This window comes from Kaistia soli DSM 19436, from assembly GCF_900129325.1.
GTDB classification, from domain to species: domain Bacteria; phylum Pseudomonadota; class Alphaproteobacteria; order Rhizobiales; family Kaistiaceae; genus Kaistia; species Kaistia soli.
In genome coordinates this window covers 1,319,456-1,343,714 of record NZ_FQUP01000001.1, presented here as the reverse complement: position 1 = coordinate 1,343,714, position 24,259 = coordinate 1,319,456, and the positions used below count along the sequence as shown (strand labels likewise).

21 protein-coding genes and 1 pseudogene are annotated in these 24,259 nt (G+C 63.6%); 11 read left to right on the top strand and 11 right to left on the bottom strand.

Annotated elements, in window-relative coordinates:
- Nucleotides 1-116, bottom strand: a pseudogene (locus BUB39_RS25930) (histidine kinase); the annotation flags it as partial.
- Between the two features lie 281 nt (nt 117-397).
- Complete coding sequence (locus tag BUB39_RS06620) at nt 398-2,020, bottom strand: DUF1254 domain-containing protein (RefSeq protein WP_073052161.1); 1,623 nt, start codon at nt 2,018-2,020, stop codon at nt 398-400.
- 411 nt (nt 2,021-2,431) lie between these two features.
- Between BUB39_RS06620 and BUB39_RS06615 the strand changes: the two genes are divergently transcribed.
- The gene (locus BUB39_RS06615; protein WP_073052160.1) at nt 2,432-3,358 is read left to right on the top strand and encodes an alpha/beta fold hydrolase; all 927 of its coding nucleotides are present in this window, start codon (nt 2,432-2,434) and stop codon (nt 3,356-3,358) included.
- Between the two features lie 1,619 nt (nt 3,359-4,977).
- Here BUB39_RS06615 and BUB39_RS06605 read toward each other — a convergent pair.
- The 4 genes from BUB39_RS06605 to BUB39_RS06590 form a co-directional block, all read right to left on the bottom strand.
- Nucleotides 4,978-5,988 carry an aldo/keto reductase gene (locus BUB39_RS06605; RefSeq protein ID WP_073052158.1) on the bottom strand — a complete coding sequence of 337 codons (1,011 nt, stop codon included), beginning with the start codon at nt 5,986-5,988 and terminating at the stop codon, nt 4,978-4,980.
- A gap of 10 nt (nt 5,989-5,998) precedes the next feature.
- Nucleotides 5,999-7,102 carry a carbohydrate ABC transporter permease gene (locus BUB39_RS06600; RefSeq protein ID WP_073052157.1) on the bottom strand — a complete coding sequence of 368 codons (1,104 nt, stop codon included), beginning with the start codon at nt 7,100-7,102 and terminating at the stop codon, nt 5,999-6,001.
- Entirely contained in the window at nt 7,099-8,184 is a 1,086-nt protein-coding gene (locus BUB39_RS06595; RefSeq protein ID WP_073052156.1) for a carbohydrate ABC transporter permease, read from the bottom strand. The genes BUB39_RS06600 and BUB39_RS06595 overlap by 4 nt, the downstream gene beginning before the upstream one ends.
- Nucleotides 8,185-8,296: 112 nt before the next feature.
- Nucleotides 8,297-9,634 (bottom strand): ABC transporter substrate-binding protein, encoded by a 1,338-nt coding sequence (locus BUB39_RS06590; protein ID WP_073052155.1) that lies wholly within the window; start codon nt 9,632-9,634, stop codon nt 8,297-8,299.
- A 272-nt stretch (nt 9,635-9,906) separates the two neighbouring features.
- Between BUB39_RS06590 and BUB39_RS06585 the strand changes: the two genes are divergently transcribed.
- The 5 genes from BUB39_RS06585 to BUB39_RS25145 all read left to right on the top strand — a co-directional run bounded on the left by BUB39_RS06585 (nt 9,907) and on the right by BUB39_RS25145 (nt 14,208).
- The gene (locus tag BUB39_RS06585; protein ID WP_073052154.1) at nt 9,907-10,914 is read left to right on the top strand and encodes a LacI family DNA-binding transcriptional regulator; all 1,008 of its coding nucleotides are present in this window, start codon (nt 9,907-9,909) and stop codon (nt 10,912-10,914) included.
- Between the two features lie 603 nt (nt 10,915-11,517).
- Entirely contained in the window at nt 11,518-12,093 is a 576-nt protein-coding gene (locus BUB39_RS06580; protein ID WP_073052829.1) for a tyrosine-type recombinase/integrase, read from the top strand.
- A gap of 13 nt (nt 12,094-12,106) precedes the next feature.
- Nucleotides 12,107-12,559: a DUF3768 domain-containing protein gene (locus BUB39_RS06575; RefSeq protein ID WP_244540164.1), complete on the top strand. Its 453-nt coding sequence runs from the start codon at nt 12,107-12,109 to the stop codon at nt 12,557-12,559.
- Nucleotides 12,560-12,571: 12 nt separating this feature from the next.
- Nucleotides 12,572-13,126: a hypothetical protein gene (locus tag BUB39_RS06570; protein WP_073052152.1), complete on the top strand. Its 555-nt coding sequence runs from the start codon at nt 12,572-12,574 to the stop codon at nt 13,124-13,126.
- Between the two features lie 845 nt (nt 13,127-13,971).
- On the top strand, nt 13,972-14,208 hold the full coding sequence (locus tag BUB39_RS25145; RefSeq protein WP_139251360.1) for a hypothetical protein: 237 nt from the start codon (nt 13,972-13,974) through the stop codon (nt 14,206-14,208).
- A 79-nt stretch (nt 14,209-14,287) separates the two neighbouring features.
- Here BUB39_RS25145 and BUB39_RS06560 read toward each other — a convergent pair whose 3' ends face one another.
- Nucleotides 14,288-15,769 (bottom strand): glycosyltransferase family 2 protein, encoded by a 1,482-nt coding sequence (locus BUB39_RS06560; RefSeq protein ID WP_073052150.1) that lies wholly within the window; start codon nt 15,767-15,769, stop codon nt 14,288-14,290.
- Nucleotides 15,770-15,903: 134 nt separating this feature from the next.
- On the opposite strand from BUB39_RS06560, the gene BUB39_RS06555 reads away from it, so the two are divergent.
- Complete coding sequence (locus tag BUB39_RS06555; RefSeq protein WP_084526932.1) at nt 15,904-16,785, top strand: transporter substrate-binding domain-containing protein; 882 nt, start codon at nt 15,904-15,906, stop codon at nt 16,783-16,785.
- Nucleotides 16,786-16,789: 4 nt separating this feature from the next.
- On the opposite strand, the gene BUB39_RS06550 is transcribed toward BUB39_RS06555, so the two are convergent.
- Entirely contained in the window at nt 16,790-17,224 is a 435-nt protein-coding gene (locus BUB39_RS06550) for a tellurite resistance TerB family protein (RefSeq protein ID WP_073052149.1), read from the bottom strand.
- A gap of 197 nt (nt 17,225-17,421) precedes the next feature.
- On the opposite strand from BUB39_RS06550, the gene BUB39_RS06545 reads away from it, so the two are divergent.
- Both BUB39_RS06545 and BUB39_RS06540 read left to right on the top strand, forming a co-directional pair.
- Nucleotides 17,422-19,083, top strand: a complete 1,662-nt coding sequence (locus BUB39_RS06545) for a lysine--tRNA ligase (RefSeq protein WP_073052148.1) — start codon at nt 17,422-17,424, stop codon at nt 19,081-19,083.
- 80 nt (nt 19,084-19,163) lie between these two features.
- Nucleotides 19,164-19,790: a LysE family translocator gene (locus BUB39_RS06540; protein WP_073052147.1), complete on the top strand. Its 627-nt coding sequence runs from the start codon at nt 19,164-19,166 to the stop codon at nt 19,788-19,790.
- Nucleotides 19,791-19,813: 23 nt separating this feature from the next.
- Here the strand turns inward: BUB39_RS06540 and BUB39_RS06535 are convergent, their stop codons facing one another.
- Nucleotides 19,814-20,575 (bottom strand): thermonuclease family protein, encoded by a 762-nt coding sequence (locus tag BUB39_RS06535; RefSeq protein ID WP_073052146.1) that lies wholly within the window; start codon nt 20,573-20,575, stop codon nt 19,814-19,816.
- A gap of 11 nt (nt 20,576-20,586) precedes the next feature.
- Entirely contained in the window at nt 20,587-21,258 is a 672-nt protein-coding gene (locus tag BUB39_RS06530) for a S24 family peptidase (RefSeq protein ID WP_073052827.1), read from the bottom strand.
- A 234-nt stretch (nt 21,259-21,492) separates the two neighbouring features.
- Between BUB39_RS06530 and BUB39_RS25715 the strand changes: the two genes are divergently transcribed.
- Together BUB39_RS25715 and BUB39_RS06520 are read left to right on the top strand one after the other, a co-directional pair.
- The gene (locus BUB39_RS25715; protein WP_073052826.1) at nt 21,493-21,837 is read left to right on the top strand and encodes a DUF952 domain-containing protein; all 345 of its coding nucleotides are present in this window, start codon (nt 21,493-21,495) and stop codon (nt 21,835-21,837) included.
- Nucleotides 21,834-22,904 carry a quinone-dependent dihydroorotate dehydrogenase gene (locus BUB39_RS06520; RefSeq protein WP_073052145.1) on the top strand — a complete coding sequence of 357 codons (1,071 nt, stop codon included), beginning with the start codon at nt 21,834-21,836 and terminating at the stop codon, nt 22,902-22,904. The genes BUB39_RS25715 and BUB39_RS06520 overlap by 4 nt, the downstream gene beginning before the upstream one ends.
- 1 nt (nt 22,905) lies before the next feature.
- On the opposite strand, the gene BUB39_RS06515 is transcribed toward BUB39_RS06520, so the two are convergent.
- Nucleotides 22,906-24,246, bottom strand: a complete 1,341-nt coding sequence (locus tag BUB39_RS06515) for an MATE family efflux transporter (protein ID WP_073052144.1) — start codon at nt 24,244-24,246, stop codon at nt 22,906-22,908.
- Nucleotides 24,247-24,259: the final 13 nt, after the last annotated feature.

The following is a 24,259-nucleotide window of genomic DNA, read 5'->3' as shown; positions in this document are numbered from 1 at the left end:
GTGCTCGATGCGATCACCCGCAAAGCGGCGTCAAGGAACAGAAGCGGTTCGTTCGAAGACGCGATGACTGCGAGCGTGCTGGCCGCTTCAATATGGTCTGGAATGGAGTGTGACATGCTTAGGCCCTCAGGGGCCGGAGGCTCGCGAAGCGAAGCCATAGCTCGGCAACTCTTGGCGCCCGATCCTCGGATCGGGCCATCATGCAAGACGTTATCACGTCTTGTCCCGTCCGCGGCTGTCATTGTCCCGGCATGACCGCTGCAATTCCCATCGCAATGTCCAGGCTCTGAGTCTTGGGGCTCCTTTGCCGCAGGGCAATTCGTCAACCGGGCGCCCGCGATAGCCCGCCGTGTCCTTCGGGATGCGGCGGGCTTTCTTGTATTGCCAACGCAGTCCTTCAAGGAACGAGTGCGATCTCCGTCGGGCGCCATTCCTTGGTGAAAAAGGTTTCGAGCGGGCTGTAGAGGCGCAGGATCGTGAACCACCCTTTGCCAGGAACGGTCTGGATCCAGTTGCCGCGCTTGACCCCATCAGGCTGCGTCGGCCCGAAATAGACCGTGGTCGAGCCATCCGCATCGGCCTCGGCCGCTGGTGATGGGTAGCTCTGGCTGCCGGCGCGCGGATAGCGCTGCGGCGTATCGAGCATGGAGCGGGTCTGGTTGTCGTAGAGGGTGAACGACCAGAAGGCCTCAGCGGGGATCTTGGGCGGCAACGTCACCTTGTAAGTTCTGCCGCCATCGAACGGCGCTTTAGCGGCATCGAGGAAGCCCATCAGATACTGCGAGCCAACCTTTGGCAGCCGCATGATCATCGCCGGACTGTCGAGCGTGTAGCCGTAATAGAACGCAGTCTTCGAGTTCAGCGTTCGAGCGCCGGTCGGCGGCAGCGGCGCGAAATACCCGTCCTTGGTGATCATCGGCGGCGGCGTCTCGAAATTCGCTCCGCCCTCCCAGAGCATGCTGCTCCAGGCAGAGCCCGCGTAGTAGGCCCAGCCAGGCACTTCGCTAGATTGCCAGTTCAGCACCCGCCCGGCGGCGTTGCCGACAGCCGCCGCGTCGGTCAGGATCTTCTTCATCCGTTCGTCCGGTGCGAAATGCTTGCCTTTGACAATGCCGATTGCGGCGAGCTGCCCCGAGAGTTCCGGATTATAGGACGTGGCCGGCTCCTGCTGGACGTTCTCGTTGATCATCTCGAAATAGGAGAAGTCACCCGGCGGGATCGTATTGAAAGCCTTGCCGCTCGCCTCGACGAACTTCGTCGGCGGGACCGGCGGGTCGGCCTGAAGGCGGACCTTGCCGTCGAGCGCTGTAGCAATGCTCGTGCCGTAGCCGCCAGGCGTATAGGGGTAAATCTTCAGCGTCTTTTTGATGAGATCGACCGTCGGCTTCGGATCGTTGTCGGTCAGGTAGGCGCGGGCTCCGTAGAGGACATGGTTCGTCTTCGAGCGTGCGACGAAGAACCCACCGTCGGGGACAGGACCATCATAGTCAGGCGGCAGGATCAGATAGCGGCCGCCTTCGCCGCGATCCGGGCCGGGAAAGCCGATATCGATGATCCACTGGAACCACATGTCGTTGATGGTGCCGAGGCCCTTCGGCGGCTGCTCGATCACCATCGGACCCTTTGAGAGGTCGATGATCGACAGATAATAGATCGTGTCGGCATTGGCGGTGAGGAACAACGACTTCGCGTCCATCAGCTCCGGGAATATGACGACCGCATTGTCTTCCGCGCCGACCTCGCGGAAGCCTTTGCCGAGCGCATAGGCGGACGCACCGCCGAAGCTGTTCAGGAACGCATCCAGCCCGTGCGTGAAGTCGAGGGCATCGAAGACTTTGTCGGCGGTCGCTTGGCTCGGCGCGCCATCCTTGAAGTCCAGCGTGCCGACGGAGGTCTCGACCCTATCGGGGGTGACCAGCGACGGCGGGAGTTCCTGAGCGTTGGCAAAGCCTCCCAAACCGAGAGTGCTGGCGGCAAGGAGCGCGGTCCATCCGGTTCGCTTGTGGTGCGTTGGCTTCATTCTTGTGACCCTCCCAACCGCCACGCAAAGGTGCCGGTCAGCGGAAACGTAGCAGATCGATATCCTGGGCGACATTCCCGGGCTATTGGTGACTTGCCATTCGCGTCCACTGCCGGACGGATCGCTCAAGATCGTGGCGCGCGGGAGCAAGCAGGACGGATGACTCTCTGGCGGTCACCGTGCTGTTTGTCGCCGCGTCGAGCGCCTGGCTGGTGATGCTGCAGCTGTCGCGGCTCGCCGACGCGATCAACGGCCCATTAGCGACGGCCGTCCAATTTACGCGGCGCGTTACTCCCTCCGTGTTGGACCGAGCCGGATGGAGGACTATCGAAAACAGCCGAAGATCGACTACGCTCGATAGGTTCTGTTCCGAACCGCGAAGATGCTGCCTCGGTATTCATAGACCGCCCAATGTCGCGTCGCCTTTCATATATCCTGATCTCTGCGCTCGTTGCCTTGCCGCTGCCCGCTCTCGCCGCTGACGAGAGCCCTGCCGGCGGCGTCGATATCGGTGGCGGTCGAAAGATGTTCATGACTTGCCGAGGAACGGGCAGTCCGACGGTCATCGTCGTGGCCGGCGCAAAGGCGGCCGCCGATGACTGGACCACGGGGTCGCCTGTATTCGCGGATGTCGCGAAATTCACGAGGATCTGCGCGTATGATCGCCCAGGCACGCCGCTTGCTGATGGCAGCCCAAGTCGCAGCGATCCGGTGCCAATGCCAATCACCGCGGCGGACGCCGCCTCAGATCTGCGTGCGCTCGTGACGTCCGCAGGGATCGAGAGGCCGGTCATGATCGTAGGCCACTCCTTTGGCGGACTCATTGCCCGGCTCTACGCGATGACCTATCCCGCAGACGTGAACGGAATGGTCCTGGTCGACGCCTTGTCCGAGGGCCTTCGAGCAGCCGAGACAAAGGCGGAATGGGCGAACCAGAAGGTGATCCTGGAGGGAGATCTCACGGAAGCTCTGCGGCTCTACCCAGAAATCGAACGGTCAGACGCAGACGCCAGTTTTGACCAGCTCCTTGCGGCGCCGCCGCTGCGGCCGATGCCACTGATCGTGTTGAGCGCCGACCAGGCCTGGGGACCGCTGGTTGCCGGGTTTATCGCGGCCGGCAGCTTGCCAGCGAACACGCCGCCGGACATCGGCTATGTCACCGACCGGGCGCAGAAGTCTGCGCAGGCCGGCCTAGCCGCGCTGGTGCCCGGCGCGAAACATGTCGTCGACACGAGGAGCGGTCACGAGATTCACAAGGATCAGCCGCAGCTTGTCACGGCCTCGATCCGCGAGGTGGTCGACGCCGTTCGGGCAGGAAATACGCGCGCCGTTCGCTGACGGTCGCGTCTTGACTGCAGCGATCGCGGACCGGCTGGGCAATGTCGCCTCGGTCCGGATCCTTCACAGTGACTCAGGACTGTGCATGCGCGAGGGCGGTGCTATCTTGGCGGCCAGCCCAACCAACCGCGGTGGCAGGCATATTTCATGAATTCCAAGACGCTCAATCCCGTCGATCTCAAAATGACCGAAGACTGGGAAGGCAACAACGCAGCCTTCACATGCCCCTCATGTTCGAAGGTCTTCCTAGTCAGTGGGATGATCCACAAGAAGGGTCGCGCGTGTCCCGCTTGTGGTCTCGCCATCGCGTATGTCGAGGGAGGCCGTAAATCTGGTGGGTCGGCCCGAATAGAATGGGCGACGTCGGAGTAGAGGGTTCGATCTGGCCGACACGGTGCTCGAGGCGAGCGCTATCGGCCGAAGAATGGGCGCGGATCAAGGCCGAGGGGCCGGCATGAAAAAGCCCGCCGGCGGGGCGGGCTTGTGAAACGATCCGATGCGGCCAGCTATGGGGGGCCGAAATATCTCATCAGGCCTGCCGCGACCAAGACGACGATGACGAAGCCAAGAAGCTGATCGGCCTAGCGGGACCGCTTTCTGACACTGAACTTCGTGCTTGTCAGCACACTAGCAGGCGCAATCCGACTTGCCTCCCCGGCGCCGGCGCTTACCGCAGGTATGCCACGCTGTCCCGAAAGTTCATCGCGAACGCCGGCTCGCAAAAGCAGCCTGCAGAACCGCGAATGCATCATCAACCGGTGCAATGATATCCCCGAGCTTAGCCTCACTCACCTCGACCTCAGCCCCACATTCGGCGCAGACGAAGGCTCGGTGCCTACGGAACCAAGCAACCGTATCGCGACGATGCTCTGCGCAGTTTGGGCAGGCTACCCCGATAAATCGATTGTCCTGCATGGTGAAACGAGCCAGTCCCTAAACGGTCGACGGTATCCAACGAAACTGCCTTATGGCGATGAGGTTCCGTCATCCGTCGGGCCGGCGAACTGCTCAAGCAGATTCAACCCGCGAGCGGCGGCGACTGAAAATCCGAGCGATATCAAGGTGCGGTCAACCATACCTTGATGTCTCGATCTGATGCCGCTCGCGATGCCGGCATATCCAAGTGGTCGAGACCGGCATATCCGCTGCACCGTCGTCTAACCCCATCCAACGGGCGCGACCACTGATCTGTGCGTTCAACTCCTAATTGGTACACCAATCCGAACGACTTTGGTTAGCGAGGCCCGCATCAACTGGCGGTTGGCAAACAGCCTCGGCCAAAAATCGCTGATTCGACGGCGGCGTGACAATTATGGCTTCGGTCCTCGCGATTTCCGGAGATGTCCTCGGGAGCCGCTCCGGCCGCATCCGACCCTAGCGCGGAAAGGCTCGCCTAGGATCGGCAGAAGAACCCCACCCCGTTTGCGCAGCATGTTCTCGCCGACCGTCAAGATCCCGAGGCCACGTTTGCCGCCGTCACCCGCATTCCCTGATCAAGTGAACAGCATCGGTATTGACCTCAAGTCAAAATCGTCGCCGTCGCATCCGTGATCTCCAGCGTCATTAAACACCGCGGTGTCCGTGAAACTGGCAGCAGTCGCGACATGGCCCTTACGTGCCTAGCGGTCGCTCTCATTGACGGCGCGCGCCGGATAGGGCGTCGTCGGCTTAGACACGGTGGTCAGGTGCTCGAGTTCATCGGCCGAAAGCGCCAGCGCCACGGAGGCCAGATTGTCTTCGAACTGCGCGACCGTGCGCGCGCCGACGATCACCGAGGCGACGGCCGGTTGCGCGAGTAGCCACGCTAGCGAGACCTGCGACAGCGTCGCGCCATCATGTGCCGCGGCTACGGCCTCGACCGCGGCAAGCGTCTTCCAATTGGCGTCCGTTGCGCGCCGTACCCAGGATTCCTCCCATTCGTCGGGAGTGCCGCCGATCCGGCCTTCGGCAATCGTCGGGCGGGCGCCGCTCTTGTATTTGCCGGACAGGAAGCCACCTCCGAGCGGTGCCCACGGGACGATGCCCATGCCTTCCGAACGGCAAAGGCCCGCGACTTCGCTTTCGATGTCACGCGTGACCAGCGAATATTGGTACTGCGCCGCCACGAAACGAACCCAGCCGTGTCGTTCCGATATGCCAAGCGCCTTCATCGCCTGCCAGGCGGCGAAATTGGACACACCGATATAGCGGGCCTTGCCGGCCGTCACGAGATCATCGAGGGCGCGCAGCGACTCCTCCAGCGGTGTCAGCGCGTCCCAGCCGTGCATGTAGAACACGTCAATGAAATCCGTGCCGAGCCGCGTCAGGCTCGCATCGATCGCATCGATGATATGGCGGCGCGACAGACCGGCCTGGTTGGGGCCAGACCCCATGGGCCAGCGGACCTTGGTGGCAATGACGGCGTCGGCACGGCGTCCTTTAAGGGCCTTGCCGACGATCTCCTCTGCGCGACCTCCAGCATAGACGTCCGCCAGGTCGAAATGGTTACCGCCGGCCGCGACGTAGGCATCGACGAGGCGAAGCGCGTCGGCTTCCGGCGTGCCGCGATCGCTAGCCTCTCCGAACACCATGGTGCCGAGGGCCAGTTCGGAAACGAGCAGGCCGGAAGAGCCGAGACGACGAAATTGCATGATCAATTCCCTAGGATTTTATGGAGCCTGCGGTGAGGCCGCGAACGAAATAGCGCTGGAGACCGAAGAAGACGGCGAGCGGCAGAACCATCGAAATGAAGGCGCCCGCCGTGAGGAGGTGCCAGTCATTGCCGCGCGAGCCGACAATCTCGGCGAGCCGCATGGTGAGCACCTGCACCTTGGGCTGGCTGCCGATGAAGATCAGCGCGACGAGATAGTCGTTCCACACCCAGATGAACTGGAAGATCGCGTAAGAGGCGAGGATCGGGCCGCAGATCGGCAGCACGATCAGCCGGAAGATCTGCAGATGGCTGGCGCCATCGACGGTGGCCGCCTCGAGAAGCTCTCGAGGCAGCGCCGCGATATAGTTGTAAAGTAGGTAGATCGCGAGCGGCAGGCCGAAACCGGCATGCGCGAGCCAGACAGCGAGATAGGTGCCGTTCAGGCCGAGCCGGACATAGTCGGACAGGACAGGCACGAGCGAGATCTGCAGCGGTACGACGAGCAGACCGACCACGATGGTGAAGACCAGACCACGACCGGGAAAGCGGACCCAGGCGAAACCGTAAGCCGCGAGCGCGCCGACAACGAGCGGCAGTAGGACCGCCGGCAACGTGACGGCGAGGCTATTCAGGAAGGCGGCTAAGAGATCATCCCCCCGAAGCGTCTGCTTTACGCCCTGTGCGTTCGTCACCTCATATTGCTTGCCCGTCAGAACACTCTCGTAATTGTCCAGCGTAAATGCGTTGCTGCTGGTCCAACCCCGTTCCTGCACCTGCACGGTGCCGAGCCGGCGGTTGCCGACCCAGATCACGCGGCGCCCGTCGGGCGCCATGATGCCGGCGCGGAGTTCCTCGAATGTGCCACGCGCCCCGGCAAACTCCATGACCCCGCTGCGGTCGAGATCCAGAGCCGGATTGATCGTCTCGGCGAGCCGCCATTCGCGATGTGGGAAGACCGACCACCATCCTGTTGAGCGTACATCATCTGCGGCGCGGAATGATGATACGAGCACGCCAAATGTCGGCAGCAGCCAGAATGCGCACAGGAGCAACAGGACGGCAGAGGATAGAATGCCGCCGCGCCCCACACGGGTGGTCGCGTTTTGCGTCACAGCGGCTCGTTCCTGTTGAAATTCTTGAGATTGTAGACAATCACCGGAACCACGGCGGCCAAGAGCACAATGGCGATCGCCGAGCCGAGCCCGGCATTCCGATTGACGAAATACTGATTGTAGAACTGGGTCGCGATCACATCGGTGCCGAACTGGCCGCCGGTCATGACCAGGACGATGTCGAAGATTTTCAGAGTGAAGATCACCACGGTCGCGGTGACGGCGATCAAGGTCGGGCGGATGTAGGGGATGATGATCGAGAAGAAGATCCGGATCTCGCCAGCACCATCGATACGCGCCGCTTCGAGTAGGTCGTTCGGCACGGATTTGATGGCGGCCGAGAACAGCACCATCGCGTAGCCGGTTTGCAGCCAGATCACGATGACGATCAGGAACAGATTGTTCCAAGGCTGAATCAGCTGGATCCAGGCCTGCGGCTCACCCCCAAAGGCGACGACGATCGCGTTCAGGAGGCCGATCTGCGGCTCGCTCGGGTCTTTGAACGCATAAATGAACTTCCAGATCACGCCGGCGCCGACAAGGCTGATCGCCATCGGCATGAAGATGATCGCCTTGGCAATCTTCTCATGTCGGCTGCGATCGGCGAGCGCCGCGATCGTGAGGCCGAAGACTACCGTGAGGCCCGCCCCGAACACGAGCCAAAGCAGGTTGTTGCGAAACGTCTCCAGCATGAAGGGTTCGGTAAAGACCTGAATATAGTTGGCGAAGCCGACGAACGCTGTGCCGTCGCGGTTGAACAAGCTCGCTGCTAGCGTGCGGACCATCGGCAGTGCCACGAAATAGCCAACCATGACGACGCCCGGCACGATGAAAGGCAGCGGTTGCAGGCGGTGGGAGAGCTCGAGAGGCAATTGCTGCAGGATCACGTCGGTGGCCACATAGAGCACCGACATGGCGGCGCCGAAGCCAAGAATGGCGATGAACGCAGTCAGCAGGCGTGGGAGGTCCGTGTCGCGCAGGAAGAAGAAGCCCTGCCAGAGGACGAGGAGCGCCAGGAGGGCTGAAGCGAGCGTGAGGGCCAGCTTCAGCCAAGATGGTGAGGATCTGCCGTAAGTTGACAATTCGGTTGCTTCCGAGTGGCCACTTTGCGAACGAGCCGGCGGAAATGCGGCCCGCGGGCACGGATGGACAGCTCCAGTCCTTGCTGGTCAGCAGGGACTGGAGCTACGGGAGCTAGTTGGACGGCCAGGAGGCGTCGATGTTCTTGAGCGCCGTGTCGAGATCGGTCTGCCCGCTGACCCATGCGGTCATCTGCTTCCAGAACGAGCCGGCACCGACTTCTCCAGGCATCAGGTCCGAACCATCGAAGCGTACGCTGGTGGCATTGGCGAGGATCTCGGCGACGCCGCGATCGATATCATTGCCATACCAAGCGAGCTCGACATCCTTGTGCGGAGAAACGGTGCCACCCGAAGCGAGCCAAGTCTTCAGATGGTCGCCACGCGTGAACCACTCCATCACGGCACGGGTTTCCGGCTTGTCGCTGAACGCCGACCATATGTCGCCGCCGACCAGCGCGGGCTTGCCATACGCGGGATCGATGCCAGGCAGGTAGAAGAAGTCGTAGTCGACGCCTGGCTTCAGCTCGCGATCCTTCGGGAAGAAGGAGGTGATGAAATTGCCCTGCTTGTGCAGCCAGCATTTGGGCGGATCGGCGAACATCCCCGCCGGTGCATCGCCGAACGAGGTCGAAACAATGGCCTTCGTGCCGCCATAGACCAGCTTGTCATCAAGCCAGATCGAACCGACGCTTTCGGCCGCTTTCTTGACCTGCGGCGAGTCGAACTTCAGCTGGCCGCTGGTCCAACGATCATAGTCCTCAAGCGAATTGGTGCGGAGCATCATCTCCTCGATCCAATCGGTGGCGGCCCAGCCCGTCGCAGCTCCCGATTCGATGCCGATGCACCAGGGCGTGTCGCCATCGGCGACGATCTGCTTCTGCAGCGCGACAAGCTCGTCCCAGGTGGTCGGCACCTTGTAACCCGCCGCGTCGAACGCCTTCTTCGGGTACCAGACTAGGCTCTTGACGTTCACGCGCTCCCAAACGCCAGCCAAGATCGGCTTGCCGTCCTTGCCGGGCTTGGTGCCCATGTCGATCCAGCTCTCGGCATATTGGTCCTGCATGTACTCGGGCGAGAGATAGGTCGAAAGGTCGACCAACTTGCCGGCCTTGGCGAAATTGGCCATCAGGCCCGGCTGCGGGAAATCGACGATATCGGGGGTGTTGCCGGCGTCGACGCGCGTTGCGATCGTGGCCTCGAACTGCTTCGAGCTCTCGTATTGGATATCGATCCCGGTCTGTTCTTCGAAGGCTTTGACGTTCTCGTTGAACTTGACCTCATCGGCATCGGCAAAGGCGCCGAAAGCGGTAACGACTGTGCCCTTGTACTTGCCGGCTAGCGCGTCGGCCAGCTCCTTCGGCATGTCAGCGGCCAAGGCGCTTGTGGCGAAGAGCAGTCCTGCCGACAGCAGGGCCGCATGCTTGATCGTCCTCTCGACGGTATAGATCATAATTCCTCCCATTCGTTTCTCAGCACAGGCGCTGCTTCGAAGCAGCCGATCAAGCGTCACAACCGGGTCATGGTCATAACCCCTCCCTTCCGCCTACGGCGGATGGTCGCGCAGCTATCGGAGGCAGAATCGACAAGGTGGCGATGGGTCGGCCAAAGCCATTTTCATCTGCTTCGATTCGAAGATAATGTGGTTGTCTATCGATGGTCAACGGGATTCTGACTATCGATAGACAAGTGGCATCGCGACGGTAGATTGGACGGAATTAGGGCATGTCTACGATCAAGACGGTCGCTGAGCGGGCCGGCGTATCGCTGAAGACGGTCTCACGCGTGTTCAGCGCACCTGAAACCGTGACAGAGAAAACGCGTGCGCGCGTGCTCGCGGCCGCGGACGCACTCGATTTCGTACCGGACCAGCGCGCTCAGGCGATGCGCCTCGGCCGTTCCGGCGTTGTCGGATTGCTGACGGACGTCATGGCAACAACGCCTTGTTCGATCGACATCGTACGCGGGGTGGAGGCGGCACTCGAAGAACGTCGCGTGTCGCTCGTCATCGGTAATCTCGATAATCCGTCAAGCAGTTCGACGTCGATCCTCCGCAGTTTCCGCGCCGGCCGCGTCGACGGCGTGATCTATGCGGCTAATTATCATCGAGAGATCGAGGACTTCGAGCCGCTGCACCTGCCGAGCGTCATGGTGAACTGCTTCACACGCGATGGCGCCATGCCGGCGGTGGTCCCGGATGAGGAGCGTGGCGGCCACAATGTCGGCGTTCATCTCATAGAGCTTGGTCATCGGCGCATTGCCTATTTGACACTAGCGCCGGGCATCGAGGCGACGCGGCTGCGCCAGGAGGGGTTCGTGCGGGCCATGCGCGAGGCCGGCATGGTCGTGCCGGATCCGGTTGCGTTCGCAGGACAACGCTTCGCCGGGGCCTTCGACCCTGAAGAGGCTTTTGCTGCCGCATGCCGGCTGCTCGGCCGTCCAGACCGGCCTACCGCCATCTTCTGTGGCAATGACGAGCTTGCCATTCAGGTCTACAACGCTGCCATCGGGTTGGGATTGACCATTCCTGACGACCTCTCCGTTGTCGGCTTCGACGACCATCGGCTGATCTCGACAGCGCTCAGGCCTCTGCTCACCACTGTCGCCTTGCCCTATGTGGCTATGGGGCGGCTTGCGGTCGATGTTCTCCTTGACGCAGAAAGCGATCGCCCGGACCTTCAGCGCGTCGAAGCTCGGCTGGTGATCCGGCAATCAACTGGGATCGCTCGTTGAACGGGGCGGCGCATTGCTGATCGTTCGTTGCCACCTCGATCCAGCACCATGCCGTTTGTGCCGACTAATGACGCTTGTGCTGGACACATCAAAGTCCGGGCTATCGAAGACAGCGCTCGCTCGCTCTGACATGAACCTCGCGGGAGCGGATCCAGCTATGTGTCTCAGCGCGCTTCATGAGCGAGAGCGTTGAGGCAGGCGCGTGCTGACCAATTGGTCGCCCGTTCTTCGCTGCCACGGTTTTGCGCTGACGCCGCGGCCCACAGGACGCAGTCAGACTGACCGACGCCCCAGGACGCTAGCCAGGCCGTACAGGGCGGTTCGTCAACGAATAAGACAGCAACGAACAATGAGTCTTTAATCGGCAACAACGGCCGATTTCAGATGTCCTGGGATCGCTGGCAATCGGGAACAACGCTGCAGCTAAGCCGCCTTCGTTTGAAGTAGCTCGATGATCGAGACGCTGACCGGCCGCATCAACGACCTCAGCGCCCACGTTGATCTAACTTGCATTATTCAAAAATTCCCGCTATGGTTGCATTTGTCGAACGCTTTGGCCATTACATGCCGAGCCGACACAATCATCAACTCATCGAGGATTCCATGATTGGACAAACTGCCAAGGTCCTTGGCGGCGCCGACATTCGTCGTGCGCTTCGTCACGCGTCACGGCGGCGCGATGCGCAACGCAGCGCCGTCATCATTCTGCTCAGCGTGAAAGCCGGGCTTAGGGCCTGCGAGATCGCCAGGCTGACATGGCGCATGGTCACCGATACGCGTGGCCGCGTCGCCACGACGATCGAACTGCCGAACCGCGCAGCCAAAATGGGAAGTGGCCGCCGCATTCCTATTCATCCGACACTGCGATCTGCACTGGTGAAGCTGCAATGCGGGGCAACGGATTGCGGCCCCGTCATTCGATCACAGCGCGGCGGTGCCATGACACCCGATGCGATCGTCAACTGGTTTGCCAGCCTTTACCGGGAGCTGGAGCTGCAAGGCTGCTCCTCCCATTCGGGTCGTCGAACATTCGTCACGCAGGCAGCCCGTCAGGTGGGCAAGGCGGGTGGCTCACTTCGCGATGTTCAGATCCTCGTCGGTCATCGGTCTCTCAAGACGACACAGGGCTATATCGACGGAAGCGAGGACGCCCAACGGCGGCTCGTGCGTTCGCTGTGAAGATCCACCCAGGTTGCAGTTGCCCTGCTGTGTTCGTCGCGCCGCGCAGGCCAAAAGCCAAAGACATCCTTGTAACTCAATGAAAGAACAAATCATGAACAAATTTAGCTACGATCATCGGAATCCACGCATCGCCGCTCCAGCCCGGCTTGAGCGTATCCGCAGGCTCAACGACGCCTTGCGCACTCAGCATCGCGGCGGCAGCGTCGTGGTGACCGATGGTGTCGCGGCGCTCGGCTTCGAGGCCGTGCAGGCCATTTCAACGGCAATTGCCGGCTTCGACGCGTTCGATACCGGCAACGATCCTTACGGTGAACGCGACTTCGGTTCGATCGAGTTCGAAGGGAAGAAGGTCTTCTTCAAGATCGACTACTACGACCGCAGCCTCCGTCTACACTCGCCCGATCCGGCCGATCCAAAGGTCACCGCGCGCGTCATGACCGTGATGCTCGCGAACGAATATTGAGTAGGTCAGGCGATGCCTCTAGCTCGCCTCCCGCCGCCGTTTCGCCAAGGCAATCTCGATACGCTGTGCGGTCTCTATGCCATCCTCAACGCTATTAAGCTGGCGCTCGGATCTGAGACCTCGACGCTCAGTCGTCGAGATTGGCAGCGGCTCTTCCGCAAGCTTTTGCGCGAAGCTGATCATCGCGTCGGCTTGGTGCACGCAACGTCCCATGGGGTCGACGCGGCACCGCTTCGGAAGCTTATTGCAGCGGCCGACAAGCATCTGGCAAAGCGCCACGGCCTCAGGTTGATCGTCGAGCGGCCTTTCCGCGCTAGCGAGTCCGTCGCCTTCAAGACACTGGAGCGATGGCTTGCAGAGGTGCTGGACGAGCGAGGCTCCGCGGTGATCGTGGGGCTCGGCGGTGCATTCGACCACTGGACCACTGCACATCGACTGACCGCCGATTATCTCTGCTTCTACGACAGTGCTGGCATCAATCGCGTCCGGCTCGACCGCTGTCGACGGGAGCAAATCGTCGACGGACCATCGCTGCTGCGGATCCGGCTCGCGCCAAGCAGCGCTTAGCGCCAACAAAGTCCCGGGGAGCAATCTATCGGATCCATTGGAGACGCCGAACGCGTCGTCCGGCGGTTGCGGTCGTTTGCCCCCCGGTCGGCAGTATGCCATCATCGAACCACGTCGCTTGGTCGCGGCAATAGCGAGGCAGACCCCCATGTCGGGTGGCCTGCCAAATACAAAACTCGACGTTTGAGCGAGCGCTTGCGCGCGTCCAAACGGGGGAATAGGCAGGGCGTGTTCAGCCTCGCTTTCACGCGACCAACCACCCGGCACCAGGCCGGGGCGGCGTGCACTTGGTCGTGCAAATCAATCGGGGCTTATTATGAAACTAAAAACATCGACGGCGGTCGGGCTTTCGCTTGTCCTATGGGCTGGTCTCTCATATGGCGCGCACTGGCTGTGGGGCGAGCCGGCCGCCTATCGGCTGCCGACGGCGGCAGCTTCATCCTCATCCAACGGGGAGGATCTGCCCAACTGCAACGCAGAGGAGGTCAGGTCGCGTCTCTCCGACCAACTCAACGCACAAAGCTCGCAGGACCTCGAGGTGCAAACAGCCGCGGCACCCAGAATGCCGAGCAGGCAAGGCTCGCGCACTTGCGTCGCTACGGTGTCGGGGCCGTTGGCGCAGGTGGAAATGCTGTTCCTCATCCAGTGGGACAAGGGTCCGCCGGGCGAATGGTCGGTTGAACTCGTGCGCCAATAGCGGACTGAAGGGACAGCGCGCAGGGCATTAGCGACCGCTGGGCGACCAAGCTTGGTCGCCCAGCGCTGACGCCCAGCAATGCCGCCGCTTCGAATGCCATCTCAGCGGCCAGAACCAAGCTGAGCGGATTGTCAAAAGGACGAGGGGCGTGGTTCACGAACCGGTCTTCTATGATTGCGAGGCATCGACATTAGGCGGCGTGCCTATCGAAGTTGGCTGGGCCTTCATGGACAGCGACGGTTTGGTTGTTTCAACAGCCTGTCTGGTTCGTCCACCGCGGCAGTGGCAGATCGAAGCCCGCTGGGATCCTGCCGCGGAAGCGTTGCGTCGTACCGCGATCGCCGACCTAGCCGAATGCGATAGCGCCGCGAAACCGCCGTGCTGACATCACCGCCCAATTTGGCACTAGCCGGCTAGCCCGAAAACTACCGCAAACTGGCAAGGGCATCGAAATGTGTCCATCCCTAAACATGGGATGGGCGAGGGCCACGCGCGAGTTGTTGCGATACCGTTGCGACAGACGACCAAGCTCTAAGGAAAAACATCATCATGTGCTTGCAAATACACAAACATCTAACTAGCGATAAAGTGAGCATCCAGCCCTTCAGCCAGCGCGTCCGCTGGGCGAGCCACGACTTGACGGTCGCCGGCGCCTCTTCATAGGTCGGGCACTGGATCGTGGCGGACCGGTAGCCGAAGCGGGCAAGGCGGATGCCGAGATCCGCATCCTCCGTCACATTATAGGGGTCCCAGCCGCCAACCCGTTCGAGCGCCGCGCGGCGGAAATGATTGGACGTGCCGCCGAGCGGCAGCGGCATGTCGAGGGTCGCGAGCCAAGGCAGGATGCCGTCGAACTGTACCGAATATTCGAGCGCGAACAGCGCCGTCAGGCCATTGGTATCGGCGTTGTCGATGAGAAGAGGTGCCTGCAGGCAGGCGAGATCCGCGTTCGCGGCAGCAAAGGCGGTATAGGCCTCCAGGAGCTGCATCGGATCAGGCCGATCTTCTGCATCATAGACGGTGACGAACTCGCCGCGCGCGAGCGGCAGGGCAAAAGCGAGCGCCTTCGGCTTGGTACGCGGCCTCGCCGCCGGCACGCGGATCAGCTCGTAGGGCGGCCCGAGCCGCAACGCTGCAATGGCCGCGATCGTTCGTGCGTCGTCGGCCTCGACGATCAGCTTGATGTCCAGCTTTTCACGCGGCCAGACCAGGCGTTCCATGGCGGCAAGCAAGTCGCCGATCATGTGCGCCTCGTCATGCAGCGGCAGCAGGATCGTGTAGACGGGCAGGCGCGCCGGGTCCGCTTCGGGCAAGTCGGGGCGGCGCTGCCGGGCATTGTGGGTAACGAGCGTGATCGCCTGCATGCGGATCATGATGATCGCCAAGAACAGCAGGGCCGCGAGGATATCGAGCACCGCGACCGTCACCCAGCCTGCCAGATAGATGGCCCCGGCAATGCCGGCCAGCAGGGACAGGATCACGACGAGTTGCGCAGGCGTAAACAGCTGCCGTGCCGAGAGGTCCGGTCGCTGGCGGCTGAGCCCATGAATTGCATGGGCAGCGAACGACTTCTGGTTGGCATTGAGCAACAGGCGGCGGATGGCCGCGGGCGTCGTGATCGCAATGCGGTCGCGCAGGCCGGGCTGCTCCGCGATCCGGGCGGCCAGCAGCTGGAACTCCTCGGCCGCGGGCGCGATCAGCAATCTCGCCTCGCCATCCCGCATGGCCATCGCGGCTCTGCCGGCACGGATCGCCGCGGCGATTTCGCCAATGTCGCTCTGGTCGCCAGGTTCAGTGCGGGCTCGAAAACCATCGCGCTCGGGGCGCGGTTCGAAGGCCAGGCCGAGCGCGGCCGCACAGGCAGATAGGGTGTCGCTGGACGAGGCACTCTTTCGCTCGGTTGGAGCGACGGCGCCGGAGATCGACCATTTTTCGCGGAAGTTCAAGCCCGCCCCTGTCCGCCACTCCCGCCGGAGCGGCTCTCGACTATCGTCCCGCCATATCGTTCACTTGGTTTCGAAGTCGTCGGACCAGACTGCAACCTGCAGATAGAAGATCCTACAACCAAGAGTTATTCCAGATGTATTCGTCCTTGGCAATTCGCGTCGCGATGTTCGCCATGCTGATGATCGCGCCGTCAGGGGGGCGGCCGATATGGGGCGGGGAACCCGCGCATGCCGCCGAGGTCGCCGGAAGCTCTGTGGTCATCCCGAATTTCTTCGATCCGAACCGCCGGCTCGACCGCCCGGCAGTCGATGCCGTCGGCAGCATCCGCTTTGCCACTTCGGCCGATTTCCCGCCGTTCAGCTTTATTGGTCCCGATGGCGCTTTGACCGGCTTCAATGTCGATCTCGCCCGCGCCATCTGCACGGAACTGGCGATCTCCTGCACCATGCAGGCAAGGCCGTTCGATAGTCTCGCGGCGTCGATCGGAGAGGGCCGCATCGATGCGGCGATCGCCGGGCTCGCGATCACGGCGGAGGCGCGGAAGGCGCTGTCGTTCTCGGAGGTCTATCTGCGGCCGGCCGCGCGCTTCCTAGGCCCGGCATCGCGGCCGGATGCCGACGTCACGCCAGCGGCCCTCGCGGGCCGAACGGTCGCGGTCGTCGCCGGCAGTGCGCATGAGGCCTATGTCACCGCCTTCTTCCCGAAGGCGAAGCGCCTCACCGTCGAGACGCTGCCGCTCGCAACGGAAGCTATGACATCCGGCAAGGCCGATCTCGTCTTCGGCGACGGGCTGGCGCTCGCCTTCTTCCTGCAATCTGCGGCGGCGAAGGATTGCTGCCGCTTCGTCGGCGGCCCCTATCTCGAGCCGCATTTCTTCGGCGAGGGCTTCGCGATCGCGCTACCGCCGGAGAAGCCGGAACTTCGCCATGCCATCGATTGGGCGCTCGACAGCCTCTATGACAAGGGCGTCTTCGCCGAGCTGTATCTGCGCTATTTCCCCGTCGGCTATTTCTAGCCGGTCAGAGCGTCCGATAGCGGGCGCGGGCGCCACGCTCGATCGCCGCGGCCGTCAGCCCGTCGACATCGAGCACATCGCGCAGGAGTTCGAGAAAGCGCAGCTCTTCCTGCTCGACATGAAGATCAGCTGCCGCGACCTCGACGGCGAGGGCATAGGCCGTCTCGTGGAGCTTCTTCGGCAGCGCGGTGGCGATCACCGTCAATACTTCATGCAGGCCATCAGCCTCGCGGGTGATCGCGCCGCAGGCCTCCGCGACATGGATCAGGCGGTCGGTGTCGAAGCCGCCAAAGATCGGCAGCGTGTTGACGATATCGCCGATCTTGCGCAACTCGCGGTCGGTCATCTCGCGGTCGACGGCGGACAACGTCACCATGACATAGATCAGCGCCTCCTGCGGAGAAACGGCGGTCCGGGTGGCGGCGATGGCTTTGTCCATAGTGATAGCTCCGTCGAAGGACCGCGTGTCGCGGCGCCCCGAAACTAGGATGTCGCGCCGCCCTATTCAACGGCTCAAGCTTGACGGTCCCGTGAACCCATCGCGCCGCTACGCCATTGACGTCGTCCCGCCTGCTCCCTATGGCTCTCGCGCCCGCGACGCGGCTTTGGCCGCGCCCGCATCTCCACGAGGTTTCCATGTCCAACGCCCTGCCGCCCGTTCTCGATCTCTCGCCAGCCATTGTCGCGGCGGCGAACGAGTCGAAAGCCTGGCCGTTCGAGGAAGCGCGGCGGATCATTGCGCGGCTGGAGAAGCGTGGGCCGAAGTCACCCGTGCTCTTCGAGACCGGCTACGGCCCATCGGGCCTGCCGCATATCGGCACCTTTGGCGAGGTGGCCCGCACGACCATGGTGCGGACTGCCTTCCGCCTGCTGACCGAGGACAAGATCGAGACGCGGCTGCTGTCCTTCTCGGACGATATGGACGGGCTGCGCAAGGTGCCGTCGAACGTCCCCAACCAGGAGATGATGCAGGCCCATCTCGGCATGCCGCTCACCCGCGTGCCGGATCCGTTCTCGAACGAGTATCCCTCGTTCGGCGCGGCCAATAATGCGCGCCTGCGCGCGTTTCTCGATGGCTTCGGCTTCGCCTACGAGTTCGCCAGCGCCACCGACTACTATGCCTCGGGGCGCTTCGACACGGCGCTTCGCCGCATGCTCGAAGTCTATGACGAGGTGATGGAGATCATCCTGCCGACCCTCGGGCCGGACCGGCGCGCCACCTATTCGCCGTTCCTGCCAATCTCGAAGAAGACGGGTGTCGTGCTGCAGGTTCCGATGGTCGATCGCGACGTCGCCGCCGGCACGATCACCTATATCGATCCGGAGGATGGTGCGCGGGTCACTACCGAGGTGACAGGCGGCGCGGTCAAGTGCCAGTGGAAGGCGGATTGGGCGATGCGCTGGTTCGCGCTCGGCGTCGATTACGAGATGAGCGGCAAGGACCTCATCGACAGCGTCAAGCTGTCGACCCGCATCTGCCGCGCGCTTGGAGCCGAGCCGCCGGAATGCTTCACCTACGAGCATTTTCTCGACGAGAATGGCGAGAAAATCTCAAAGTCGAAGGGCAATGGCCTGACGATCGAGCAGTGGCTGACCTATGCCGCGCCGGAAAGCCTGTCGCTTCTGATGTACACCAAGCCGAAGACCGCAAAGCGGCTCGGCTTCGAGGTCATTCCGCGTCACGTCGACGAGTATTCAGCGTTCATCGAGGCGTTCCCGCGCCAGGCGCTCGATCAGCAGCTCGGCAACCCGGCCTGGCACATCCATTCGGGCCAGCCGCCGGCGGACTTCGCGCCGATCAGCTTCGCGATGCTGCTGAACCTCGTCTCGGTTTCGGATGCGAGCGACAAGGCCGTGCTCTGGGCGTATATCTCGCGCTACTTGCCGGAGATGGCCCCCGCCGCGCGCGAAAAGCTCGACCAGCTCGCGGGCTTCGCCATCCGCTACTATGCCGACGTGTTGAAGGCGAAGAAGCACTATGTCTTGCCGGAAGGCACGATCGGCGAGGCGCTTCGTGCGCTCGACGCCGCGCTGGCCGCTCTGCCGCCTGCCTCGACGGCTGACGAGATCCAGACCGTGGTATTCGATGTCGGCCGCACCTATTTCCCCGACCCGGCCAAGAAAGGCCCGGATGGCAACCCGCCCGGCGTTTCGCTGGATTGGTTCCGCGGCCTCTATCAGGTGCTGCTCGGCCAGGACCAGGGTCCACGCTTCGGTTCCTTCGTCGCGATCTATGGCATTCCCGAGACGCGCGAGCGCATTGCGCGGGCACTGGCCGGCACGCTCGCCGAAGCCTGAGCGTCGGACGAGGCAAGGCGCCGGGGTCTTGCGCCCGACGGCGGGTTGTGGATGGATCGGCGGCACAAGGAGTGCCGCCGATGACCTTTGAACACTGGTTAGCCTTCGCTGCGGCATCGGCCGTCATGCTCGCGATTCCAGGACCAACCGTCCTGCTGGTCGTCAGCTATGCGCTTGGCCATGGCCGCAAGGCGGCGCGCGCCACGGTCGCAGGCGTCGCGCTCGGCGATTTCACCGCCATGACGGCGTCGATGCTCGGCCTCGGGGCGCTCCTTGCGACATCGGCCATGCTGTTCACGGTGCTGAAATGGATCGGCGCCGCGTATCTGGTCTATCTCGGCATCAAGCTGTGGCGCGCAAAGCCGGTCGTCGCCGACGCGGACGAGGCGGCGGAGACGCGGCCTTGGCGCATTTTCGCGCATGCCTATGTCGTGACGGCGCTCAATCCGAAGAGCATCGTCTTCTTCGTTGCCTTCCTGCCGCAGTTCCTTGTTGCTGGCGCGCCGCTGCTCCCGCAGATGGTGCTCTTCGAGGCGACGTTCCTCGTCCTCGCGACGCTGAACGCCATGCTCTATGGGCTTTTGGCAGCCGGGGCGCGGACAACCATCCGAAGGCCACGAGTCCAGACAGCCGTCAATCGCATCGGCGGTTCGCTGTTGATCGGAGCCGGCGTGCTGTCGCTCGGCCTGCGGCGGGCGACCGCCTGACCGCGCCTTCCCGCTAGAGGGCCTCACCGCACCGGGCAACTGTCGGGCCGTGGCGCCTCAGCCCAGATGCCGACGCCCGCGCACCGCGCCGTGTCCTCGGCTGTGCGGTAGTCCTCGGGCGCGTCGGCGGCGGGCTCGGCCCAGCCTTGTTCCACCAGCCATTCGCTGAGGTCTGTACCGCCGATGCGGCACGGCGCTGGCTCGACGCCGATCGTCTCCAGGGTCGACAACCGGCATTCGACGCCCCGTGCCCGCAGCCGCTGGCGCAGCGCCTGCATCGAAAGAAAGGCGCAGTCGAACGCCTCGGCATCGGGCGCTGTCCGGCAGCGGACGCCGCTCTCCGGAGGCGTGATGCCGGCAAGCTGGACCTTTCGGCCGCCAAGGTTGAGCGTCCCGGCCCCGATCACCACCACTTGCGTGAAGGCCTGCCAGGCGGGGCCTTCGTCGACAACTTCGGGCTTTGCTGACGGCGCCTCACGCGCCATCGGGCCGTGCGACACCGGCCCCGGGCTGATGCCGGGCCCGCCGACGATGCGCGGCACCGGACCCGACGCAGCAGGATCATCCGCTGGCGGCGGACTGGTGACGACATCAGGGGGGACAAGCGGCCGGCGCGGTTCGAGCGGCGCCGGCGCAATCGTGGCCGGCGGTACAGCCGCACGGCTCGCTGCCGGCTGATCCGCCACGCGAACGGGAGCCGTGCCCGGCACGGGACCTGTATCCATCAGGATCGTCAATCCGGCGGCGATGACGACCGCAAGCGCGGCCGTGGCAGCAATGGCCATGATGCCCCGTCTCATTGACTTGCCCAGATGATCCTCGCGATCCACTCGATATCGCGCGCCGCCAGGACGCGGTTCGGATGGTCGGGATTGAGCGAAGAGAGTTCGACGGTCCGCGTGCCGCGTTTTGCCAGCACCTTCGCCATCACCTCGCCCTGCCGCGTGCGCACGACGACGCGGTCGCCGATCCGGCTCGGCGATGTCGGCGAGACGATGATGACATCGCCATCGCGATAAAGCGGCATCATGGAGTCGCCCGAGACCTCGAGTGCGTAGACACCTTCCACCTTCTGCGTCTGTGGAAAGGCGACTTCGTCCCAGCCCTGGCCGGCCGGAAAGCCGCCATCGTCGAAAAAGCCGCCGGCGCCGGCCTGCGCGAAGCCGATCAGCGGAACCTGGCGGAACGGCCGATCGATCTCGGCGAGATCAAGCGGCGCGCTGGCCTCCGCTATCGAGCTGGGGGCACCGAGATCGAGGAAGCGCTCCAGGGTCTCGCCGGTCGCCTCAAGGATCTTCGAGATGCTTTCGGTCGACGGCCAGCGCGGCCGCCCGTCAGTGGCGACACGCTTGGAGCGGTTGAATGTCGTGGGGTCGAGTCCCGCCCGCCGCGCGAGCCCGGATACGCTGAGATCGTGGCGCTCCGCCAGGACGTCGATGGCGGCCCAGATCCGCTCGTGTGACAGCATGGCCGGACCCTCCGGAAGATGAGCCGGGCCGTCGATGACCTCGGTTCGATTCTGCGTGGTCTCCTCGAAACGCGGTACAGCGGATCGCACGAAAAGGAATAAAATCCCCGAACGCAGGATTTATCCCCGCATACGAACCGTGTCCAGCGCCTGCAGCTCTTTCTTCGCGAGAATGCCGCCGCTTGCTGCAGAACGTCCGCCCGGCTACGCTTTCGTGACCAAACGGGAATGACCATGACTCTGATTTACAAGATCGCGCCAGGCGAACTCTGGCGCGAGGCCGAGGCGCGCGGCGTCTTCGCAGGCGCGCCGATCGACACGGCCGACGGCTATATCCACCTCTCCGCTGCCGATCAGGTGCGCGAGACAGCGGCCCGCTATTTCAGCGGCATCGACGATCTGGTTCTGGTCGCCATCGACACGGACCGCCTCGGCGAGACCTTGAAATGGGAACCTTCTCGCGGAGGGGCGCTGTTTCCCCATCTCTATGCGCCGCTTGCGATCGCGGATGTTGCCTGGGCGCGTCCGCTGCTTCTCGGCGCGCATGGCTTCCATCTGTTTCCGTCCGACATTCCGTGAGCCTTTACGACCTCCTCCGGCCGGCGATTTTCCGGGTTGATCCGGAAACCGCTCACGGCCTTTCGCTCAAGGTGATCGGCGCCGGTCTCACGGGCGCGCGAAGCCTTGCCGATGACCCCCGTCTCGCGCGCCAACTGCTCGGCCTCGATTTTCGCAATCCGCTCGGCATCGCCGCTGGCCTCGACAAGAATGCCGAGGTCGCGGACGGGCTACTGGCGCTCGGCTTCGGCTTCGTCGAGGTCGGCACGGTCACGCCGAAACCGCAGGACGGCAATCCGCGCCCGCGCATGTTCCGCCTCGTCGAGGACGGCGCCGTGATCAACCGGCTCGGCTTCAACAACAAGGGCCACCAGGCCGCCCGGCAGAACCTTCTGGCCCGCAAGCAGCGGGGCGGGATCGTCGGTGTCAATATCGGCGCCAACAAGGATGCAGCGGACCGCATCGCCGACTATGTCGCAGGCATCACGGCCTTTGCCGATCTTGCCAGCTATTTCACGGTCAATGTCTCTTCGCCCAATACGCCGGGTCTCCGCGATCTGCAGGGGCGGGCGGCGCTCGACGGGCTTCTGGCGCGGGTGGTCGAAGCGCGCGACGCGGCGCCGCGGCGTGTGCCGGTGCTGGTGAAGATTGCGCCCGACATGGACGAGGCAGGTCTTGCCGACGTGGCCGAGGTCGTTCTGGCGCGCCGTCTCGACGGCGTCATCATCTCCAACACCACCATCTCGCGCCCCGCGCTCCACGATCGGATTCAGGCCAAGGAAACGGGCGGCCTATCGGGCAAGCCGCTTTTCCACCTGTCGACGGTGATGCTGGCGCGCTTCCGCGCTCTGGTCGGGCCCAGCCTGCCGCTGATCGGCGTCGGCGGCGTCGATTCGGCCGAGACCGCCTTTGCCAAGATCGCGGCCGGTGCCGATCTGGTCCAGCTCTATACCGGCATCGTCTATGGCGGGCCGACATTGCCGGCAGAGATCATACGGGGCCTTGCGCGCATTCTCGATCGGCGAGGGCTTGCGTCGATCGCCGACGCGGTGGGGATCGAGCGGGAGCGCTGGGCGGCTGGCGGCTGAGTTAGCCGAAGGTCGCCTTGACGCGGGCGCGGCAGCGCCAGGCAAGCGTGATGCCGCGTGCCGAAAGGAACACGATCAGCGCGAGCCACAGCCCATGCGCGCCGAGCGCCGGCTCGGCACACCACCAGACAGCGAGATAGAGCACGAGCGAGGCGAGCATCATGTTGCGCATGTCGCGCGACCAGGTGGCACCGATGAAGATGCCGTCCATTTGGAAGGCGAGCACGCCAGCGATCGGCGTCAGCACCGCCCAGGGCAGGAATTCGAGCGCGGAAGCGCGCACCTCGGCATTTGCCGTCATGAAGTCGATCGCCAAGGGGCCGCCGAGCGCGAAGATGGCAGCGGCGAGGAAGGCTAGCACATAGCCCCAGCCGAGCGTTAGTTTCAGCGAGCGGATGAAGGCCGGGCGATAATTCGCCCCGACGGCGCGTCCGGCATATTGCTCCGCCGCGGCCGCAAAGCCGTCAAGGAAGTAGCCGCCGACCAGGAAGACGTTCATCAGGATCGCATTCGCCGCCAGCACGACGTCGCCCATCTTCGCCCCGCGCGAGGCGAAGAAGCCGAAGGCGAACAACAGGGCGAAGGAGCGGATCATGATGTCGCGATTGACCGCGACCATGCGGATGAGCGCCGCCCGATCGAGCACGGCTGCGCGGGAGGGTCGCGCGGAGCGATCGAGCGAGGGCAGCACGACGAGCAGCCCGAGACACGCGGTCAGGATCTCGCCGATCGTCGTACCGAGGGCAGCGCCCGCCATGCCCCAGCCGAAGCCCAGTACGAACAGGACGGTCAGCGCGATATTGGCGCCGTTGAGCACGGTTTGCAGAAGAAGCCCCGCGCCGGCACGGCCAAGCCCGACCAGCCAGCCGAGCATGACATAGTTGGCGAGCGCAAACGGCGTCGAGAGAATGCGGATGTCGTAGTAGGTGGTCGTCGCTGCCTGAACGGCCGGGCTGCCGCCGAGCCCGAGCAGGGCGAGGGAAAGCACTGGCCGCCCGATCGCGATCACGCCGAGCCCGATCAGCGCCGCAAGGAGCAGCGACCGCAGGAACACCGCCTGCGTCTCGGTCCTGTCGCCCGCGCCGAGGGCCTGCGCCGTCAGGCCGGTCGTGCCGCTGCGCAGGAAATTGAAGGTCGCGAAGACGAAATCGAAAATGACGGCGCCGAGGGCGACGCCGCCGATCAACGCCGCATCGCCGAGCCGGCCGATCACCGCCATGTCGGCGACGCCGAGCATCGGCGTCGAGAGATAGGCGAGCGTCATCGGTACGGCGATGGCGAGGATGCCGCGATGCGTGACCTGGAACGGTCGGATGGTCTGGGAGATGACGGTGTCGGACATGAGAGATTCGCTG

What these genes read in the sequence shown, in the direction of transcription:
- BUB39_RS06615 (WP_073052160.1), top strand. Translation starts at nt 2,432, where the DNA reads ATGTCGCGTCGCCTTTCATATATCCTGATCTCTGCGCTCGTTGCCTTG.
- BUB39_RS06620 (WP_073052161.1), bottom strand. Translation starts at nt 2,020, where the DNA reads ATGAAGCCAACGCACCACAAGCGAACCGGATGGACCGCGCTCCTTGCC.
- BUB39_RS06555 (WP_084526932.1), top strand. Translation starts at nt 15,904, where the DNA reads ATGTATTCGTCCTTGGCAATTCGCGTCGCGATGTTCGCCATGCTGATG.
- BUB39_RS06590 (WP_073052155.1), bottom strand. Translation starts at nt 9,634, where the DNA reads ATGATCTATACCGTCGAGAGGACGATCAAGCATGCGGCCCTGCTGTCG.
- BUB39_RS06515 (WP_073052144.1), bottom strand. Translation starts at nt 24,246, where the DNA reads ATGTCCGACACCGTCATCTCCCAGACCATCCGACCGTTCCAGGTCACG.
- BUB39_RS06570 (WP_073052152.1), top strand. Translation starts at nt 12,572, where the DNA reads ATGCCTCTAGCTCGCCTCCCGCCGCCGTTTCGCCAAGGCAATCTCGAT.
- BUB39_RS06605 (WP_073052158.1), bottom strand. Translation starts at nt 5,988, where the DNA reads ATGCAATTTCGTCGTCTCGGCTCTTCCGGCCTGCTCGTTTCCGAACTG.
- BUB39_RS06585 (WP_073052154.1), top strand. Translation starts at nt 9,907, where the DNA reads ATGTCTACGATCAAGACGGTCGCTGAGCGGGCCGGCGTATCGCTGAAG.
- BUB39_RS25715 (WP_073052826.1), top strand. Translation starts at nt 21,493, where the DNA reads ATGACTCTGATTTACAAGATCGCGCCAGGCGAACTCTGGCGCGAGGCC.
- BUB39_RS06540 (WP_073052147.1), top strand. Translation starts at nt 19,164, where the DNA reads ATGACCTTTGAACACTGGTTAGCCTTCGCTGCGGCATCGGCCGTCATG.
- BUB39_RS06535 (WP_073052146.1), bottom strand. Translation starts at nt 20,575, where the DNA reads ATGGCCATTGCTGCCACGGCCGCGCTTGCGGTCGTCATCGCCGCCGGA.
- BUB39_RS06530 (WP_073052827.1), bottom strand. Translation starts at nt 21,258, where the DNA reads ATGCTGTCACACGAGCGGATCTGGGCCGCCATCGACGTCCTGGCGGAG.
- BUB39_RS06580 (WP_073052829.1), top strand. Translation starts at nt 11,518, where the DNA reads ATGATTGGACAAACTGCCAAGGTCCTTGGCGGCGCCGACATTCGTCGT.
- BUB39_RS06550 (WP_073052149.1), bottom strand. Translation starts at nt 17,224, where the DNA reads ATGGACAAAGCCATCGCCGCCACCCGGACCGCCGTTTCTCCGCAGGAG.
- BUB39_RS06545 (WP_073052148.1), top strand. Translation starts at nt 17,422, where the DNA reads ATGTCCAACGCCCTGCCGCCCGTTCTCGATCTCTCGCCAGCCATTGTC.